General features: G+C 67.3%; 16 protein-coding genes. 12 read left to right on the plus strand and 4 right to left on the minus strand.

Annotated features, from left to right (window positions below):
• The first annotated feature begins 23 nt into the window (after positions 1 to 23).
• A complete protein-coding gene (locus AC5RUO_RS11435) occupies positions 24 to 1367 on the plus strand; it encodes a M16 family metallopeptidase (RefSeq protein WP_494010439.1) in 1344 nt (447 codons plus the stop codon).
• A gap of 89 nt (positions 1368 to 1456) precedes the next feature.
• Positions 1457 to 2107: a DUF1579 domain-containing protein gene (locus AC5RUO_RS11440; protein WP_494103551.1), complete on the plus strand. Its 651-nt coding sequence runs from the start codon at positions 1457 to 1459 to the stop codon at positions 2105 to 2107.
• A gap of 64 nt (positions 2108 to 2171) precedes the next feature.
• On the opposite strand, the gene AC5RUO_RS11445 is transcribed toward AC5RUO_RS11440, so the two are convergent.
• The 3 genes from AC5RUO_RS11445 to moaA form a co-directional block, all read right to left on the minus strand.
• A complete protein-coding gene (locus tag AC5RUO_RS11445) occupies positions 2172 to 3971 on the minus strand; it encodes an HNH endonuclease signature motif containing protein (RefSeq protein WP_494103552.1) in 1800 nt (599 codons plus the stop codon).
• A 152-nt stretch (positions 3972 to 4123) separates the two neighbouring features.
• Positions 4124 to 4390, minus strand: coding sequence for a MoaD/ThiS family protein (locus AC5RUO_RS11450; protein WP_494103553.1), 267 nt, complete (start codon positions 4388 to 4390; stop codon positions 4124 to 4126).
• Between the two features lie 6 nt (positions 4391 to 4396).
• Positions 4397 to 5518: a GTP 3',8-cyclase MoaA gene (moaA, locus tag AC5RUO_RS11455; protein ID WP_494103554.1), complete on the minus strand. Its 1122-nt coding sequence runs from the start codon at positions 5516 to 5518 to the stop codon at positions 4397 to 4399.
• Positions 5519 to 5827: 309 nt separating this feature from the next.
• Between moaA and AC5RUO_RS11460 the strand changes: the two genes are divergently transcribed.
• The 7 genes from AC5RUO_RS11460 to AC5RUO_RS11490 all read left to right on the plus strand — a co-directional run bounded on the left by AC5RUO_RS11460 (position 5828) and on the right by AC5RUO_RS11490 (position 11375).
• Positions 5828 to 7243: a molybdopterin-dependent oxidoreductase gene (locus AC5RUO_RS11460; RefSeq protein ID WP_494103585.1), complete on the plus strand. Its 1416-nt coding sequence runs from the start codon at positions 5828 to 5830 to the stop codon at positions 7241 to 7243.
• Between the two features lie 23 nt (positions 7244 to 7266).
• Complete coding sequence (locus AC5RUO_RS11465; RefSeq protein ID WP_494103555.1) at positions 7267 to 8508, plus strand: molybdopterin molybdotransferase MoeA; 1242 nt, start codon at positions 7267 to 7269, stop codon at positions 8506 to 8508.
• The gene (gene moaC / locus AC5RUO_RS11470) at positions 8496 to 8990 is read left to right on the plus strand and encodes a cyclic pyranopterin monophosphate synthase MoaC (protein WP_035753881.1); all 495 of its coding nucleotides are present in this window, start codon (positions 8496 to 8498) and stop codon (positions 8988 to 8990) included. Before AC5RUO_RS11465 ends, moaC begins: the two co-directional genes overlap by 13 nt.
• On the plus strand, positions 8987 to 9517 hold the full coding sequence (locus AC5RUO_RS11475) for a MogA/MoaB family molybdenum cofactor biosynthesis protein (protein ID WP_494010433.1): 531 nt from the start codon (positions 8987 to 8989) through the stop codon (positions 9515 to 9517). Before moaC ends, AC5RUO_RS11475 begins: the two co-directional genes overlap by 4 nt.
• Positions 9507 to 9995 carry a molybdenum cofactor biosynthesis protein MoaE gene (locus tag AC5RUO_RS11480; protein ID WP_494010432.1) on the plus strand — a complete coding sequence of 163 codons (489 nt, stop codon included), beginning with the start codon at positions 9507 to 9509 and terminating at the stop codon, positions 9993 to 9995. The genes AC5RUO_RS11475 and AC5RUO_RS11480 overlap by 11 nt, the downstream gene beginning before the upstream one ends.
• Positions 9996 to 10119: 124 nt before the next feature.
• Positions 10120 to 10890: a 4-hydroxy-tetrahydrodipicolinate reductase gene (dapB, locus tag AC5RUO_RS11485; protein ID WP_494010431.1), complete on the plus strand. Its 771-nt coding sequence runs from the start codon at positions 10120 to 10122 to the stop codon at positions 10888 to 10890.
• Positions 10891 to 10892: 2 nt separating this feature from the next.
• A complete protein-coding gene (locus AC5RUO_RS11490; protein ID WP_494010430.1) occupies positions 10893 to 11375 on the plus strand; it encodes a hypothetical protein in 483 nt (160 codons plus the stop codon).
• Between the two features lie 59 nt (positions 11376 to 11434).
• On the opposite strand, the gene AC5RUO_RS11495 is transcribed toward AC5RUO_RS11490, so the two are convergent.
• A complete protein-coding gene (locus AC5RUO_RS11495) occupies positions 11435 to 12670 on the minus strand; it encodes a heparan-alpha-glucosaminide N-acetyltransferase domain-containing protein (protein ID WP_494010429.1) in 1236 nt (411 codons plus the stop codon).
• Between the two features lie 143 nt (positions 12671 to 12813).
• Here AC5RUO_RS11495 and AC5RUO_RS11500 point away from each other — a divergent pair, with 143 nt between their 5' ends.
• The 3 genes from AC5RUO_RS11500 to dapA all read left to right on the plus strand — a co-directional run bounded on the left by AC5RUO_RS11500 (position 12814) and on the right by dapA (position 15042).
• Positions 12814 to 13158: a hypothetical protein gene (locus tag AC5RUO_RS11500; protein WP_494010428.1), complete on the plus strand. Its 345-nt coding sequence runs from the start codon at positions 12814 to 12816 to the stop codon at positions 13156 to 13158.
• A gap of 104 nt (positions 13159 to 13262) precedes the next feature.
• Positions 13263 to 14075 (plus strand): carbon-nitrogen hydrolase family protein, encoded by an 813-nt coding sequence (locus AC5RUO_RS11505; protein ID WP_494103556.1) that lies wholly within the window; start codon positions 13263 to 13265, stop codon positions 14073 to 14075.
• A gap of 58 nt (positions 14076 to 14133) precedes the next feature.
• A complete protein-coding gene (gene dapA / locus AC5RUO_RS11510) occupies positions 14134 to 15042 on the plus strand; it encodes a 4-hydroxy-tetrahydrodipicolinate synthase (protein WP_494010426.1) in 909 nt (302 codons plus the stop codon).
• The last annotated feature ends 38 nt before the right edge of the window (positions 15043 to 15080 follow it).

Consider the following 15080-nt stretch of genomic DNA (forward strand, 5'->3'; position numbering starts at 1 on the left):
GCTGCCCGTCCTGAAAGGCCTCAATGACTGTTGTACCCCTGCCTCTTGAGCAGAACCACCGCGGCGACACCCTGGTCCACGGTTCCGACGGCGGCTCCGAAGTCCGGCGTTCCGTGCTGCCCGGGGGAGTGCGGGTGCTGACGGAGGCGATGCCGGGGCAGCGGTCAGCCACCATCGGCTTCTGGGTGGGCGTTGGCTCCCGCGACGAGGCCCCCGGCCAGCACGGGTCCACGCACTTCCTTGAGCACCTGCTGTTCAAGGGCACCAAGCGCCGCACGGCCCTGGAGATCGCGTCGGCGTTCGATGAGGTGGGCGGGGAATCAAACGCCGCGACCGCCAAGGAAAGCACCTGCTACTTCGCGCGGGTGCTCGATACCGACCTGCCGATGGCCATCGACGTGATTGCGGACATGATCACCGGTGCGGTCATCGACCCCGCTGAGATGGAGCAGGAACGGGACGTCATCCTCGAAGAGATCGCGATGGACAGCGACGATCCAACGGACGTTGCGCATGAGCACTTCGTATCCGCCGTGCTCGGCAGCCACCCCCTCGGCCGTCCCATCGGCGGAACGCCTGCCGCGATCAAGGCTGTGGCCCGCGACTCCGTGTGGGAGCACTATCGCCGCTACTACCGGCCGGACGAACTGGTGATTACGGCTGCCGGTGGCTTGGAGCATGACGTGGTGTGCGACCTCGTCATCGGCGCACTGGAATCCGCCGGCTGGTCGCTGGAGGCCAGCGCTTCGCCAGTTAAGCGGCGTTCCACCGAGCCCTCGCTCATCACGGGTACCGCCGGGCTGCATGTGGTCAAGCGCGCCGTTGAGCAGGCCAACATCATCATGGGCTGCCCCACCATTGTTGCCACTGACGAGCGACGCTACGTCATGAGCGTCCTTAACGCTGTCCTGGGCGGGGGCATGTCCTCCCGGCTTTTCCAGGAGATCCGTGAGAAGCGGGGCCTGGTGTACTCCACCTACTCCTTCGCTTCCTCTTACGCGGATGCCGGCTATTTCGGTATGTACGCAGGGTGCACCCCGTCCAAAGTCCGGCAGGTGCTGGACCTGCTGGCTGTTGAGCTGGACAAGCTCGCCGAGCACGGGATCTCCGACGAGGAGCTCCGCAAGGCGGTAGGACAGCTTGGCGGTGGCATCGTCCTGGCCCTCGAGGACACCGGTTCAAGGATGTCCCGGCTGGGCCGCGCCGAACTGGTTTCCGGGGAATACCAGGACATCGACGAAACCCTTCGCCTCATCAAGGCCGTCACGGCCGAGCAGGTTCAGGACCTTGCAGCCGAACTTGCTGCCGCACCGCGGACCGTGACTGTCGTCGGCCCCTTCGAGGAGACGGAAACCTTCGGACTCTGACCCCTGCCGCCACATTCGTGCCTGGGCATAGGATGAGCGCATCCGGCGTTCGGCAGAGGGCTGACGCCTTGCGGTAGGGGGTGAAGGGCGTGGACGAACCCCTGCCGGGCACGGACAACACCGGCCAAGGTGACCCCGGCAGCATCAACCCCGCCGGCGGCCATTCCGCCGACACCCATTCCGTTGCCAGGGATGCTGCTGCGGCGCATGCCGCCGGCGGCCGTCCCATCGGTGTCCATCCTGCCGACCATCCTGCGCTGCGCGGACTCCTCGGCCGCTGGCGGGGGAGCACGCGCCTGGCTGCCGGCCCGTGGGGACCAGAACGAACGGTGGAGGCGGACGTTACCTACCGGCGGGTGGCCAGTGGCTTCGGCGTTGTGCAGACCTATAGCCACCGGGAGCCGGACGGGACGCACTTCGAAGGCCACGGAATGTTCACGGCGGACCCCGACCACCCTGATGTTCTCTGGTACCACGCGGACACGACAGAACCGGTGCCGGCGGCTCCGGACCGCTGCACATGGCGCGGGGGTGTGCTCCGGGTGGAGCGCCACGGCAGTGCCGGCTGGACCCGCCACTCCGTGCGCCTCGACGGCGACGTGCTGACCCATGTCACGGAATTGAGGTCACGCGAGCCTTCGAAGACGCAACCCGGCGGAGGGAGCGCTGAAAGTGCCAGCGCTGATGGCACAGGCTCGGCTTACACCCCGTTCATGACGTCGATTTTCACCAGAGGATGACATGCCCGTGCTGCCGGGGCTGCGGAGCGCCGTTGTCATATCGGGTTAGGAGACGCGCATGGCGTCAGGTGGTTGCTGGGGCTGAGTCTTGCATGGCCAAGAGTTTGAGCGCTTCTGCGCTTGAGTCCCAGTCCCTGTCCGGATCCGCCAGCAGGATGGAGGGCGTGGAGTAGTAGCTGTCCCAAGCTGCGTCGTCCCACGTGAGGGAGTCCGGAGGAATATCGTGGAGGTCCATCCCGGGGGGCCATTGAGGTGGTTCCCAATCTGGTTGTTCGCTTGGGTAGTGTCGGCCGGTGGGTGACGTATAACCGGGTGGTTGGTTTTCTGTTGCCTGCGCGGGTGCCCAGCCGCTGTTGTGCTTCAGGCGGTGATGTTTTGGGCAGAGTTGTGCCAGGTTGCTGATGCCGGTTGTTCCGCCGTGTTGCCAAGCGGTGAGGTGGTCGGCTTCGTTGTCGAGGGAGTTGTTGTTGCAGCCTGGGAAGGTGCATTTGCCGTCCCGCAGGGTCAGGGCTTGTCGCATTGCTTTGGTGATCCGGTAGCTGGTGCAGCCTATCTCAAGGGGTGCGCCGTCGCGGGGGTCGACGAGGACCCGGGTGAAGGAGTCAGCGCCGTCGGTGAGGAGTTTGCGGGCCATGGACGCGGGGATAGGGCCGTAGCCGTCAAGGATGGCCGGCTCGTCCGTCTGGCCGAACAGGGCGAACCACGGGACGGTGACGATGACTTCCGCCCGCGGAGTCGGAGCCTTTCCAACCTCGGGGCTGATCTCAACGGGGACGGCCTCTTCGTGATCAATACCTGGACTGATGCAGCCCCGGGAGTTTGCCGTGAGGCCTTCCGGAACGCCAAGGCCCGCGCTGGGTTCGTCGGACCCGATCAGCGCAGCGAGCCCGATGAACTCGGGAGGGGGCTGCTCATCGGCTCTACTGTTTTCTGCGGGACGTGCCGGGTCCCCGCTGGCAGCAACATGGATCCGGCTGGTCGTGCTGAGGTCGCTGCAGGTGCCCGTGCTTGTTAGTTGCTGGGCGAGGAGGCGCCGGACAACCTCGTCGGCTGTGATCTGGGTGAGGGTCCGGGTTTCGTTGGGTCCTTGAAGGCCGCGGGCGATAGCTCTGGTCTTGTTCCAGGCCGCCATCGCCGAGTGGGCCGGGAGGTAGGCCGAGAACCAGGCCATGCCATCCCGGTCACGGGTGAACTCGACCCGGCGGTCGGCGACGGACTTGGCGTGACGCTTCTCGATCGATTCGGGGTGATGGCGTTCGCGCCAGGCGCGGACCTTGGCGCGCAGCCGGGAAGGGACGAGCTTGGTGGCGGGGCAGCCCCGGGCGGGGTTGGGCGCGTCCGGGTCCAGGAAGTGATCCGTCAAAGCAACTGCGGTGGGATGGTCCAGGATTTCGGTTTCGTCGGCGATGATTTTGGCGCTTTGCCAGGACAACGCCCCACTAGACAGCGACTCGTACACCGAAGGGAGGGAGCAGACCTGCCGGGACTGAGTGACCAACGCGCCGGCGGCGCCGGAGCTGATGGTCAGGACCCCGGCAATTTCCTCCACCGCTGATATTTCCGCGTAGGTGCGTTCGTGGGTGGAGGCCTCTGGCGGCGTCATTGCCTGCTGCAGGTCGAGGGACTGGGCGGCGTCGCGGGCCTTGAGGGCGGCGACCTGCGCCTCGAGCTTTGCTATCAAAGCCAGGCGGTCCAGCCGGATCTCGTAGGCGCGTTGGAGAACATCCGTGCCTGTGCCGGAGCTATCGCGACCTTGCAGTCGGGCGTCAAGGAGGAACAGCGCGTTGATGGCAGCCGTGGTGGCAAAAACACCTTCCATCGGTGCTGCTGTGATCGCGCCGTTTGTGACTGCGCCGTTTCCCATACCCACATCATCGCCGGAGGCACTGACATTCTGGCCTGCGTCGCTTCAGCGGGCTGATCCGCGGCAGGACCAGCGGGCGAATAGGCCACGGGCTGCTATGGAGCAGCTACGGAAATAAGGCGCGGTGCGGAACTAAGGCGCGTTGCGGGCTTTTATCCGCCGGCGAACGGAGGCAGCACGTCCATTACGTCGTCCGGCCCCACAACGGTTGACTGGTCGCGCACCGCCACCTCATTGAGCAGGAAGCTGCTCCGGGAGAGGATACGGGGGAGCGAAGGGGTACCGGCCGGTGGTTCCGGCCGCTCCACGGACTGTATAGCCTCCAGCAGCCCGGCCACCGTAGTGCCCTCAGGCAGGTCGAGCTTCTCTTCCTCGAGGCCTGCGGCTGCACGTGCGGCAGCGAAGTAACGTACGTTCATAAACTGTTAGCCCCCGATGGCGCTCATGCTGCGGTCCGGCTGGACGAAGTCCGGAGCGTCGAGTCCCACGTGGTCCATGCCGTGGGCCTTTGGCTTGAGCCACATGGCGTCCTGCCACCGGCGGGCGAGGTCGTCGTCGCTGGCGCCGGACCGCAGGAGGCCCAGGAGGTCGAATTCCTCCCGCGAAAACAGGCAGCTCATGATCTTGCCCTCGGCTGTGATGCGGGTCCTGCGGCAGTCCGAGCAGAAGGGCTCCGTGACCGAAGCAATGATGCCGACTGTTCCCAGCACGGGGCCATCCGTAGGAGCAGCAGACCCCGCCGCCCGCCGTCGTACTTCAAAGCGTTCCGCGGGGGCACCGTCTCGGGCTCGCGGATCGGGGGTGAGAACAAAGTCGGAAGACAGCAGCCCGCGGATCTCGGCCGCGGTGATCATGTTGCGGCGGGTCCAGCCATGGTCGGCGTCCAGCGGCATCTGCTCGATGAACCGCAGCTCATAACCCCGATCCAGCGCCCAGGCGAGCAGCGACGGCGCTTCGGCGTCATTGATGCCGCGCATAAGGACCGCGTTGAGCTTGACCGGACCAAGCCCGGCCGCCCACGCCGCATCCACCCCGGCCAGGACCTGGTCCAGGAACGGGCGGCGGGTCAGCTTGGTGAATGTTTCCTCGTGCAGCGAGTCCAGGGACACGTTGATGCGCGTCAGTCCGGCGGCCTTGAGCGGCGCGGCCTTCCTGGCAAGCCCCACTCCGTTGGTGGTCATGGAGATCGGCAGGTCAGGATGGTTCCGTCGCAGTTCCGCAATGATGTCTACCAGGTCGTGCCGCACCAGCGGCTCACCACCGGTCAGCCGCAGTTCGCGGACTCCCAACTGCTCCACGCCGATCCGGACAATGCGGACAATTTCGGCGGCGGACATGACCGCCTGCTTCGCGAGCCATTCGAGGCCCTCTGCAGGCATGCAGTACGTGCAGCGGAGGTTGCACTTGTCCGTCAGGGACAACCGCATGTCAGTGGCACGGCGCCCGTAGCGGTCCACAAGTCCGGCGCCCGCGCCGGCAGGACGGGCTGCCGGCACGGACAGTCCGGCATCCTCCCGCGGCTGCGGCATGCCTAGCTGGACACTCATGAAATCAGGCTACGCCACGATGGGCTGTAGATCACATTCGTGTCCGCGCCCAGCAGGACCATTCCGAAACACACCGGCGCTTGCGGCCACCCGCAAACCTATGCTGGACATGTGGACAGTTCCCGGCAGCAGCAGGCAGCGCACGACGGCGGCACGGGCCTTGACGGGCCCGTGGCTGCCAACGTGGAGCAACAGTTCACGGAACGCCAGCGCCGCCGCTTTACGTCCGCCGCCGGCGTGGTTGCCGTCGGTGCCGCAGTGGTGCTGGGGGAACTCCTGGCGGGAATCCTGAGCCCTTCCCTGTCGCCGATGACGGCTGTGGGCGGCGCCGTCATCGACGCTGTCCCACCGGGTGTCAAGGACTGGGCGGTGGCGTTGTTCGGCACAGCGGACAAGGCTGCCCTTCTGGTTGGCATGGGCCTGGTTATCGCGGCCCTCGCTGCGGTGGCGGGGAACCTCGAGGCCAGGCGGCGTTTCGCCGGCGTGGCGGTGGTGGGTGTCTTTGGGCTGGTGGGAGTGGCCGCGGTTGTGACGAGGGCGCAACTGACGCCCGCAGCACTTGCCTTGCCGGCAGCGACTGCCGTCCTTGCGGCCGTACTGCTGCGGTTCCTGGTCCGCAGGCTTGACGCGGCAGCCTTGGCAGGAACGGAAGGTACCGCGCGCCGCCGGTTTCTGCGGAACCTTGGAGGTGGTGCGCTTGCCACGGCGGCGGGCGGAGTCCTTGCTGTAGCCTGGCGCGGCGCCACGGCAGGAGTGAATGACGCCCGGGAGCGGCTGAGGCTGCCGGCAGCAGCATCGGCCGCCCCGCCCATACCTGCCGGCGTCGAAGCCGGAGTGGAGGGGATGCAGCCCCTGGTCACTCCCAACCGGGACTTCTACCGCATCGATACGGCGTTGTCCGTGCCGGCAGTCAATCCGGACACCTGGGTTATGAGAGTCACCGGGATGGTTGAACGAGAGGTGGAGCTGGACTTCGCGTCGCTCCTGGCCAAGCCCCTCATCGAGCGCCATGTGACCATCGCCTGCGTCTCCAACCCGGTGGGCGGTGATCTGATCGGCAACGCACGCTGGCTGGGCTGGCCCGTCCGGGAGCTTCTCGCCCAAGCCGGACCCCTCCCCGGAGCGGATATGGTGCTTTCCCGCAGCGCCGACGGCTGGACTGCCGGCACCCCGCTGGAGGTCCTGACGGACAGCCGTGACGCGCTGCTTGCCGTCGGCATGAACGGTGAGCCCCTGCCACTCGAGCACGGCTTCCCTGTCCGGCTGGTGGTGCCAGGGCTCTACGGATACGTCTCGGCCACCAAGTGGGTCACCGAACTCAAAGTCACCAGGTTTGCCGACGACGCCGCCTACTGGACCCCGCGCGGCTGGTCCGAGCGGGGCCCCATCAAGACCTCGTCCAGGATCGACGTGCCCCGCTGTGGCCGGTCCGTGCCGGCTGGCACCGTCACTTTCGGCGGCGTCGCCTGGGCGCAGCACACCGGCATTGGGAAGGTGGAACTCCGCGTCAACCGCGGCCCGTGGCGGGAAGCCAGGCTCGCACCGGGCATCTCCATGGACACCTGGTACCAGTGGACGCTGGAGGTGGACCTGGTTCCGGGGCAGTACGAGGTGCAGGTGCGTGCCACGGATCTTCGAGGCGCAAGCCAGGACGAGGAGCAGCGGCCGGTGGCGCCCGACGGGGCTACCGGTTTCCACACGGTTAGAGTGGACGTGAAATCCTGACGGCCGCAACCGAAGGCACATCCATGACCAGCACGCACCCGCACGGCCCACAGAAGGTCCGGGCAAGGTCCACCGCCACCCATCTGGCAGCCGTCACGGAACTCCTTCGCCCCTTACGGGACTCCGCCCGGACTGAACTCCTCCCGCTGTCCAAGGCCCTCGGGCGCGGCCTCGTGGAGGACGTCACGGCGCCAATCAGCCTCCCGCCCTTCGCCAACTCGCAGATGGACGGATACGCCATCCGCTCCAGCGACGTGCCCGACGGCGGTAGGGAACTTGGCGTCGCGGCTCCCGTTCCGGCGGGCGCCGGCGCCGCAACCCTGGAAGCCGGAACCGCGGCGCCCATCATGACAGGCGCGATGATCCCGGAAGGTGCCGACGCTGTCGTACCCATTGAACGGGCCAGCCCGGACCATTTCCTTCCACCGGGCGGCGCGGCGCGGGTAAAGCTGCCTGCCGCCGCCCCCGGCACTTATGTACGCGAGGTTGGAAGCGATATCGCGGCCGGGGAGCAGGCCCTGGCCGCCGGCACCTTCCTCGGCCCTGCCCAGCTGGGGCTGCTGGCCGCCCTCGGCGTCCCCGAGGCCACCGTGTACCAGGCGCCCACCGTCCTGCTGGTCACCACCGGGGACGAGGTAGTGGAGCCGGGCCGGGACCTTCCGGACGGCAAGATCTACGACTCCAACGGCACGCTCCTGGAAGCCGCCATGACCCAGGCGGGGCTGCGGGTCCTGCGCGCAGGTATCTCCACGGACAATCCCGAAGAACTGCACACCCTGCTGCGGAACCAGGGGGCCAGGGCGGACCTGATCGTCACCACCGGGGGAGTGAGCAAGGGCGCCTATGAGGTGGTCCGGCAGGCGATGGCGGACCAGCCGGTGGAATTCCTGCACGTGGCAATGCAGCCCGGCGGCCCGCAGGGAATCGGCACCTTTGAGGGCACTCCCTTCCTCGGTTTTCCCGGCAATCCCGTGAGCTGCCTGGTCTCCTTCGAAATGTTCCTCCGCCCAGCCCTCTCGCAGTTGCTCGGTGCACCGGCCGCCCGGATGCCGGTCCGGGCCCGCCTGGGCCACCCGCTGACGTCGCCTGAACACAAGCACCAGGTGCGGCGCGGCAGGCTCCGGCCCGACGGTACGGTGCAGCTTGAGGGCGGCGAAAGTTCGCACCTGATGCACGCCCTGGCCGGATCGAATGTGCTGGTGCATGTTCCCGAGGGCGTAGCCGCCCTCACTGCCGGGGATGAGGTGGAAGTATGGATGCTGTGAATGCAGAACAGACCCCCGGCGCCCTGACGCATCTTCGCCAGGACGGCAGCGCCCAGATGGTGGACGTCTCCACCAAAGCAGAGACCACCCGCGAGGCAACGGCCACCGCAACCGTCAACACCACGGCCGAAGTGATGGGCCTCCTCGGCTCCGGCGGGCTTCCCAAGGGTGATGCCCTGGCCGTCGCGAGGGTTGCCGGGATCATGGCCGCGAAAAAGACCCCCGAACTGGTTCCGCTGTGCCATCCGCTGCCTTTATCCAAGGTCACGGTGGATTTTGAGCTGGCCGCGGAGTCCGTCATCATCGTGGCCACCGTGAAGACGCGCGGAGTCACCGGCGTGGAGATGGAGGCGCTCACCGCAGCATCGGTGGCCGCCCTGAGCGTGTACGACATGATCAAGGCGGTGGACAAGCACGCCGTTCTCACCGACATCAAAGTGCTGGCCAAGAGCGGCGGCAAGAGTGGAGACTGGGCCCTGTGACCATACATGCCACGCACAGTGCTCCCGAACCGCACCGGCACGGCGAGGTCCAGGGCCGGAAAGCCGGGGTGGTCATCGCTTCCACCCGGGCGGCCGCCGGGATCTACGACGACGAAACCGGGCCCGTGATTTCCGACTGGCTGATTGAACACGGCTTTGACGTGTACCCCGCCATGGTGGTCCCCGACGGGGAGCCTGTGGGCGCCGCCATCCGCGCCCTCCTGACCCAACGTCCCGCCGTCGTCATCACCAGCGGCGGGACCGGCCTGAGCCCGGACGACCGCACCCCCGAAGTCACGCTTCCCCTGCTGGACCGCGAGATCCCCGGCATCATGGAAGCGATCAGGCGTGCCGGCGCCGCGAAGACGCCGCTGGCAGCCCTGAGCCGCGGGTATGCCGGTGCGGCGAAGAGTACGTTTATTGTTAATCTTCCCGGCTCACCAAAAGGGGTCATGGACGGACTGGCCGTCCTGGACCCGGTGATCGGACACCTCTGCGACCAACTGGAAGGCGGACATGGGCACTGAAGCATTCGAGGTGGTTTCCGCCGTCCTAAGCGCGGAACCAATCTCCGTAGACCAGGCGATCGCCGCCGTGGAGAGCGATACCGCGGGCGCCGTGGTGAGCTTCAGCGGCGTCGTGCGCAACCACGACGGCGGGAAGCAGGTCAACCGCCTCAGCTACAGTGCGCACCCCACGGCACATCAGGTGATGTCCGACGTCGTCGCGCGCCTTGTGGCCGAGCAAGACGCGGCGTCCGGCACAGCCGGGGACGCCGGCACTGGAGACCCGGCGGCACAACCCGTCCGCATCTGGGCCGCCCACCGGATCGGCATGCTCGAAATCGGCGACCCCGCACTGGTCTGTGCAGTCTCTGCAGCCCACCGCGGCCAGGCCTTCGCCGTGTGCTCGGAGCTGGTGGACCGGATCAAGGAACAGGTGCCCATCTGGAAGGAACAGTTCTTCTCGGACGGAACGGTGGAGTGGGTCGGCGCCGGCGCCTGAACCCACCTCCGCTGGGCCCGCACATGGAAACTCACGGCACGCCGTGAGTTTCCATGTACGTCCTGCGAGGTAACGCACACCCTCCGGTTCCTTGCCCCGGCAGGCCCGCCGGTAGGGTTAAGGCATGACCCAACAACAATCCGATCCCAAGCTGGTGGCCGTGCTCGGCGCCAACGGACGCATGGGCGCCGAAGCCGTGAAAGCCGTTGAAGCCGCACCCGACATGAAGCTCGTCGCAGCATTGGGACGGGGCGATTCCCTGGACCAGGTCACCGCCGCCGGAGCGCAGTACCTGGTGGACCTGACAGTGCCGGAAAGCACCGAGGCAAACGTCCGGTTCGCCGTTGAACACGGGATCCACGCCGTCGTGGGCACCACGGGCTGGGACGCCGGCCGCCTCTCCGCGCTGGAGGCGCTGCTGGCCGAACACCCGGAAACCGGTGTGCTCATCGCCCCCAACTTTGCCGTGGGCTCAGTCCTCGCCTCGGCGTTCGCCGCGAAGGCCTCAAAGTACTTCGAATCCGTGGAGATCATCGAACTGCACCACCCGGACAAGGTGGATGCCCCCTCCGGAACGGCCGTCCGCACCGCGCAGCTGATCGCCGCTGAACGCAGTGCTGCCGAGGTTCCGCCCAGCCCCGATGCCACTACCAGCGAACTGGCCGGCGCCAGGGGGTGCGAGGTGGACGGCGTGCGGGTGCACAGCGTGCGGCTGCGCGGGCTGGTGGCCCACCAGGAAGTCCTGCTGGGCGGTCCCGGTGAGCAGCTGACGTTCAGGCACGATTCCTACGACCGCGCCTCCTTCATGCCCGGCGTCCTCCTGGGCGTGCGGAACGTCGCATCCCACCCCGGCCTCACCGTGGGTCTGGACGGCTACCTGGACCTGGGAATCTAGCCATGGGCGGGTTCCTGGCGGCATTCCGGAAGAACCGCACCAAGATCTGGGTGGGTGCGGTGACCCTGCTGCTGGTCTTCTACCTGGTTGTGTCCTTCCAGCGTTCCATCCTGCTCCTGACGGACAGAAACCTGGCGGCCCAGGCCATTGGCGCCGCGTACCTGGTTCTGCCCGTTATCGGCGCGTGGGCCCTGATCCGGGAACTGCTGTTTGGCGCCCGCACGGAACAGATGGCAAAGGTGCTGGAGGCCGAGGGCGGCCTGCCCGTGGACGAACTGCCCCGCACTCCCGGCGGGCGGATCGTCCGGGCGGCAGCCGATGCCGAGTTTGAGAAGTACCGGGCCGAGGCTGAAGCCGCACCTGATGACTGGCGCTCCTGGTTCCGGCTGAGCTGCGCCTACGACGCCGCCGGGGACCGCAAGCGTGCCAGGGCATCCATGCGCGACGCCGTCCGGCTGTTCCGCGGCAAGGTTCCGGCTTCGTAGCAGCTTGCGCCTGTCGTAGCAGCTTGGGCAGCCGCGCGGGCGGCCCGGGGACGCTCAACTCAGCGGAGGGCCTTGAGTTCGCCCCGGCCTGCCTGGTTCGCCGCGTGGCCCACCCATTCCAGCGGACCGCGCCACTTCAACACCGCAAACACCATGCCCACGATGATGGCCGTTGCCGCGTGCGCAAAGTACATCCCGTCCTCCGTCCAGCCGGCAGGCAGCGGCTTGAGGTAGAATCCGGACACCACCCAGACGTGCACCGTGTACAGGGTCAGCGTCATGGCGCCTGCCCCGCGCAGCGGGAGCAGCAGATCCAGGTCCACCCATTCGGCCAGCCGTCCCAGCAGCAGGCAGGCGCCGATGACGGCCGCTGCCACGGCTGAAGTGTGCAGCAGGTCCAAGGTAGTTGCCGAGTGCGGCGCAGCGGACGCCAGCCACCACCACGATCCTTCCTGCGGGATGCCCGTCAGGTTCACCTGGAGCACGCTGTCCAGCGGGTAGCCGGGCGAATTGAGGACCTGCTCAAGCGCGGCCCGCCCGCCCCAGCTTTCCATCGCCGTCACACCCAGGGCCTTGGCTGCCACGGCCACTGCCGACCCCAGCACCAGGAGCGCCACCGGGACCACCGCCTTGTGGAGCATGAGGCGGCCGATCACCAGGCCCACCAGCAGGTAGGAAAGCCACTGGAACACCGGGTAATAGCCGGTGAAGAACAGGTCCGCGAGCAGGCGGCCGGGTGTGCCGAGGTCTTCCCATTTCGGGTTGTGGCCCAGCCTTAGCGGCGGTTCGGCGGCAAGCAGCCAGGGCCGCAGCAGGTAGGCGAGTACGGGGGACGCCAGGATCCAAGCCGCGGCCCAGGCGCAGAGATGCTTCAGCCGCAGGCCCAGGAAGGGCAGGACACAAAGGAACAGCACGGCGTAATGGACCAGGATGATCGCAAGGCTTACTTCCACCCCGCCCAGCGTGAGTCCGACGGCGGCAATCACCAGGGCGCGCAGGGCAACGCCCCGGCGCGCGGCTGAGAGTTCGCCGCCGTCCAGGGGCTTGTGCTTTCCGGTGGACAGGGCGAGCCCCACCCCCGCCAATACAGCGAACAACGCGGCGGCCCGGCCCGAAAACGTCAGGCCGATCCAGGTGGGCGTGAGGTCCGCATTCGACTCGAAGGTGGGCAGCAGGTGCGTGGCCATCATTCCCAGCAGTGCCAGGCCGCGGGCAGCGTCGATGCCGTAGAGCCGTGCGGGAACGGACGCGCCCCGGGTCTTCCTGGAGGCTTTGGCCGGGGTGCGGGAGCTCATGAGCCGATCGTCTCACACCTGCCTTTGAACTAGCTGTCAAGTGCCAAGGCGCAACAACGTTTGCAGCGGCGCGCAGGGGGAGTGGAAATGGCAGGCCCGGCGGAGCCTTGTATTCGAATATATGTTCGAATACGATGGGCCGCATGCACACCCCAATGCGCGGTATTCCAGGAGATGGACCAGAAGGCATCGAGTCCGGGAGTGCCGGCGTCCTCAAAGCCATGAGTCCGGGAGTGGTGGATTTCCTCTTCCGGCAGATGGTCGCCGGTCGGCCGGCCGAAGATGTCCAGTGGGAACAGGAAGGCATCAGCCTTTCCAGCCAGCCGGAGGGGGCCGAGCTGGCCCGCCGCCTCGCCGAGACTGACATTGAGGCACTGACGCCCCTGGAATTGTTCCATTACGTCAGGGCGGCCCAGCGGCTTGCCTCCTGGGCGGAGGGCCTCCGGCAGGCAGCTGTGGGACGCTACTGCGGTTCCCCGCGGGATTAGGCCCGGCCGGGGGGTCCCGGCGTCCCGGGAAGGGCAGCGGGTCCCGGCGCAGAATGCCTGCCGGAGCCCGGCGACAGGTTTCAGACCGCGCCTAGGATGGGAACGTGACTGAGCTGCCATCCGTCTTCATGGAACCTGCCGGGACCCTGACCGTGGCCACCGTCCAGTACGAGGCCGTGGAAGGCGTGGCCGAGAATGTGGGCCAGCATGTGCGCCTCATTGAAGACGCCGAAGCGCACGGTGCCCGGCTGGTCTTGTTCCCGGAGCTGTCGCTGACCGGCTACCGCCTGGACCTGCTGTCCCGGAACGAAACCTGGATCGCTCCCGAAGACGCCCGGCTTGGCCCCATCCGTGAAATCTGCAGGCGGACTGGAATCACGGCCGTGGTCGGCGCCCCCTGCCGGGAGGCGGGCGGTACGCCCCGCCTGGCCTCGCTGGTTCTGCATCCGGACGGCAGTACACAAAGTGCCTTCAAGTCCCATCTTCACGGCCAGGAAAAGGAGCTGTTCGTGCCGGGGGACGGGCCGCACGTCATGGTCCTCGACGGCTGGCGGATTGCCCTCGCGTTGTGCTTTGACGCCGCTTTCCCGGAGCATGCCGGCGCTGCCGCTGCGGGGGGAGCGGACGCCTACTGCATTTCCGCGCTGTACACCCGCGGTGAAGAGCGCCGGCTCGACCTCCACCTTGGGGCACGCGCGATGGACCACCGGATGTTCACCCTGCTGGCCAACCTCGCCGGCAAAACCGCGCTGGGCGAGTCGTGCGGGCTGAGCGGAATCTGGAGCCCGGACGGGATGCCGTTGAAGCGTGCTTCAGGAAACCGGACCGAGGTGGTCGCCGGCCTCCTGCAGCGCAGCACCCTCCTGCGCCTCCGGCATGGTGAACGGGCATTCGGCGGCGGGCCGCACGACATTTGACGTGCATCACGCCCGTGGCATTGTCCTAACCAGCGGGGGACAGGGTAACGTTTTTTCCATGGCTGACTCTTCCGCGCACATCCCTGCCCTCGGTACCCTCCTGACCGCCATGGTCACGCCGTTCACCAAGGACGGCGCAGTGGACTACGAGCAGGCGGCTGCGCTGGCCACAAAGCTCGTGGACGACGGCTGCGACGGCCTGGTGGTCACCGGAACCACCGGCGAGACCTCCACCCTCACGGACGAAGAGAACCTCGGCATGTTCCGCGCCGTCAAGGAAGCCGTGGGCGGACGTGCGGCCATCATCGCCGGCACCGGCACCAACGACACAGCGCACTCGGTCCACCTTTCCCAGCAGGCTGCAGCCCTCGGCGTCGACGGACTCCTGCTGGTCACCCCGTACTACAACAAGCCCAGCCAGGCAGGCGTGCGCGCCCACTTCGAAACCATCGCCTCCGCCGTCGACGTCCCGGTGATGCTGTACGACATCCCGGGCCGCTCCTCCATCGCGATCGAGCCGGACACCATGATCCGCCTGGCGCAGCACCCCAACATCGTGGCCGTGAAGGACGCCAAGGCCGACCTCGTCGCCGCCACCCGCGTCATGGCCGAAACCGACCTCCTCTTCTACTCCGGCGACGACGGACTGACCCTGCCCTGGATGGCGCTGGGCGCCGTCGGCCTGGTGGGCGTCACCACGCACGTGGCAACCCGCCGGTTCCGCGAGCTCATCGATGCCGTCAACGCCAACGACCTCGGCACCGCCCGGAAGATCAACTTCGAGCTCCAGCCGGTAGTCCGCGCCACCATGACCCGGGTCCAGGGTGCCGTTGCGGCCAAGCAGATTCTTAAATGGCAGGGAGTCCTGCCCAACTCGATTGTCCGTTTGCCCCTCGTGGAGCCGGACGAAGCCGAGATCGAAACCATCCGCGGGGATTTGGCGGAAGCGGGGCTGGTCTACTCCTGAAGGTGAAGACCGGCACCCTTCCCCTGGAAAGTAGTGCA

The organism is Arthrobacter sp. Y3221087, from assembly GCF_059089905.1.

What these genes read in the sequence shown, in the direction of transcription:
- dapB (WP_494010431.1), top strand. Translation starts at nt 10,120, where the DNA reads ATGACCCAACAACAATCCGATCCCAAGCTGGTGGCCGTGCTCGGCGCC.
- dapA (WP_494010426.1), top strand. Translation starts at nt 14,134, where the DNA reads ATGGCTGACTCTTCCGCGCACATCCCTGCCCTCGGTACCCTCCTGACC.
- AC5RUO_RS11445 (WP_494103552.1), bottom strand. Translation starts at nt 3,971, where the DNA reads ATGGGAAACGGCGCAGTCACAAACGGCGCGATCACAGCAGCACCGATG.
- AC5RUO_RS11495 (WP_494010429.1), bottom strand. Translation starts at nt 12,670, where the DNA reads ATGAGCTCCCGCACCCCGGCCAAAGCCTCCAGGAAGACCCGGGGCGCG.
- AC5RUO_RS11460 (WP_494103585.1), top strand. Translation starts at nt 5,828, where the DNA reads ATGACGGCTGTGGGCGGCGCCGTCATCGACGCTGTCCCACCGGGTGTC.
- moaC (WP_035753881.1), top strand. Translation starts at nt 8,496, where the DNA reads ATGGATGCTGTGAATGCAGAACAGACCCCCGGCGCCCTGACGCATCTT.
- AC5RUO_RS11500 (WP_494010428.1), top strand. Translation starts at nt 12,814, where the DNA reads ATGCACACCCCAATGCGCGGTATTCCAGGAGATGGACCAGAAGGCATC.
- moaA (WP_494103554.1), bottom strand. Translation starts at nt 5,518, where the DNA reads ATGAGTGTCCAGCTAGGCATGCCGCAGCCGCGGGAGGATGCCGGACTG.
- AC5RUO_RS11480 (WP_494010432.1), top strand. Translation starts at nt 9,507, where the DNA reads ATGGGCACTGAAGCATTCGAGGTGGTTTCCGCCGTCCTAAGCGCGGAA.
- AC5RUO_RS11490 (WP_494010430.1), top strand. Translation starts at nt 10,893, where the DNA reads ATGGGCGGGTTCCTGGCGGCATTCCGGAAGAACCGCACCAAGATCTGG.
- AC5RUO_RS11450 (WP_494103553.1), bottom strand. Translation starts at nt 4,390, where the DNA reads ATGAACGTACGTTACTTCGCTGCCGCACGTGCAGCCGCAGGCCTCGAG.
- AC5RUO_RS11435 (WP_494010439.1), top strand. Translation starts at nt 24, where the DNA reads ATGACTGTTGTACCCCTGCCTCTTGAGCAGAACCACCGCGGCGACACC.
- AC5RUO_RS11465 (WP_494103555.1), top strand. Translation starts at nt 7,267, where the DNA reads ATGACCAGCACGCACCCGCACGGCCCACAGAAGGTCCGGGCAAGGTCC.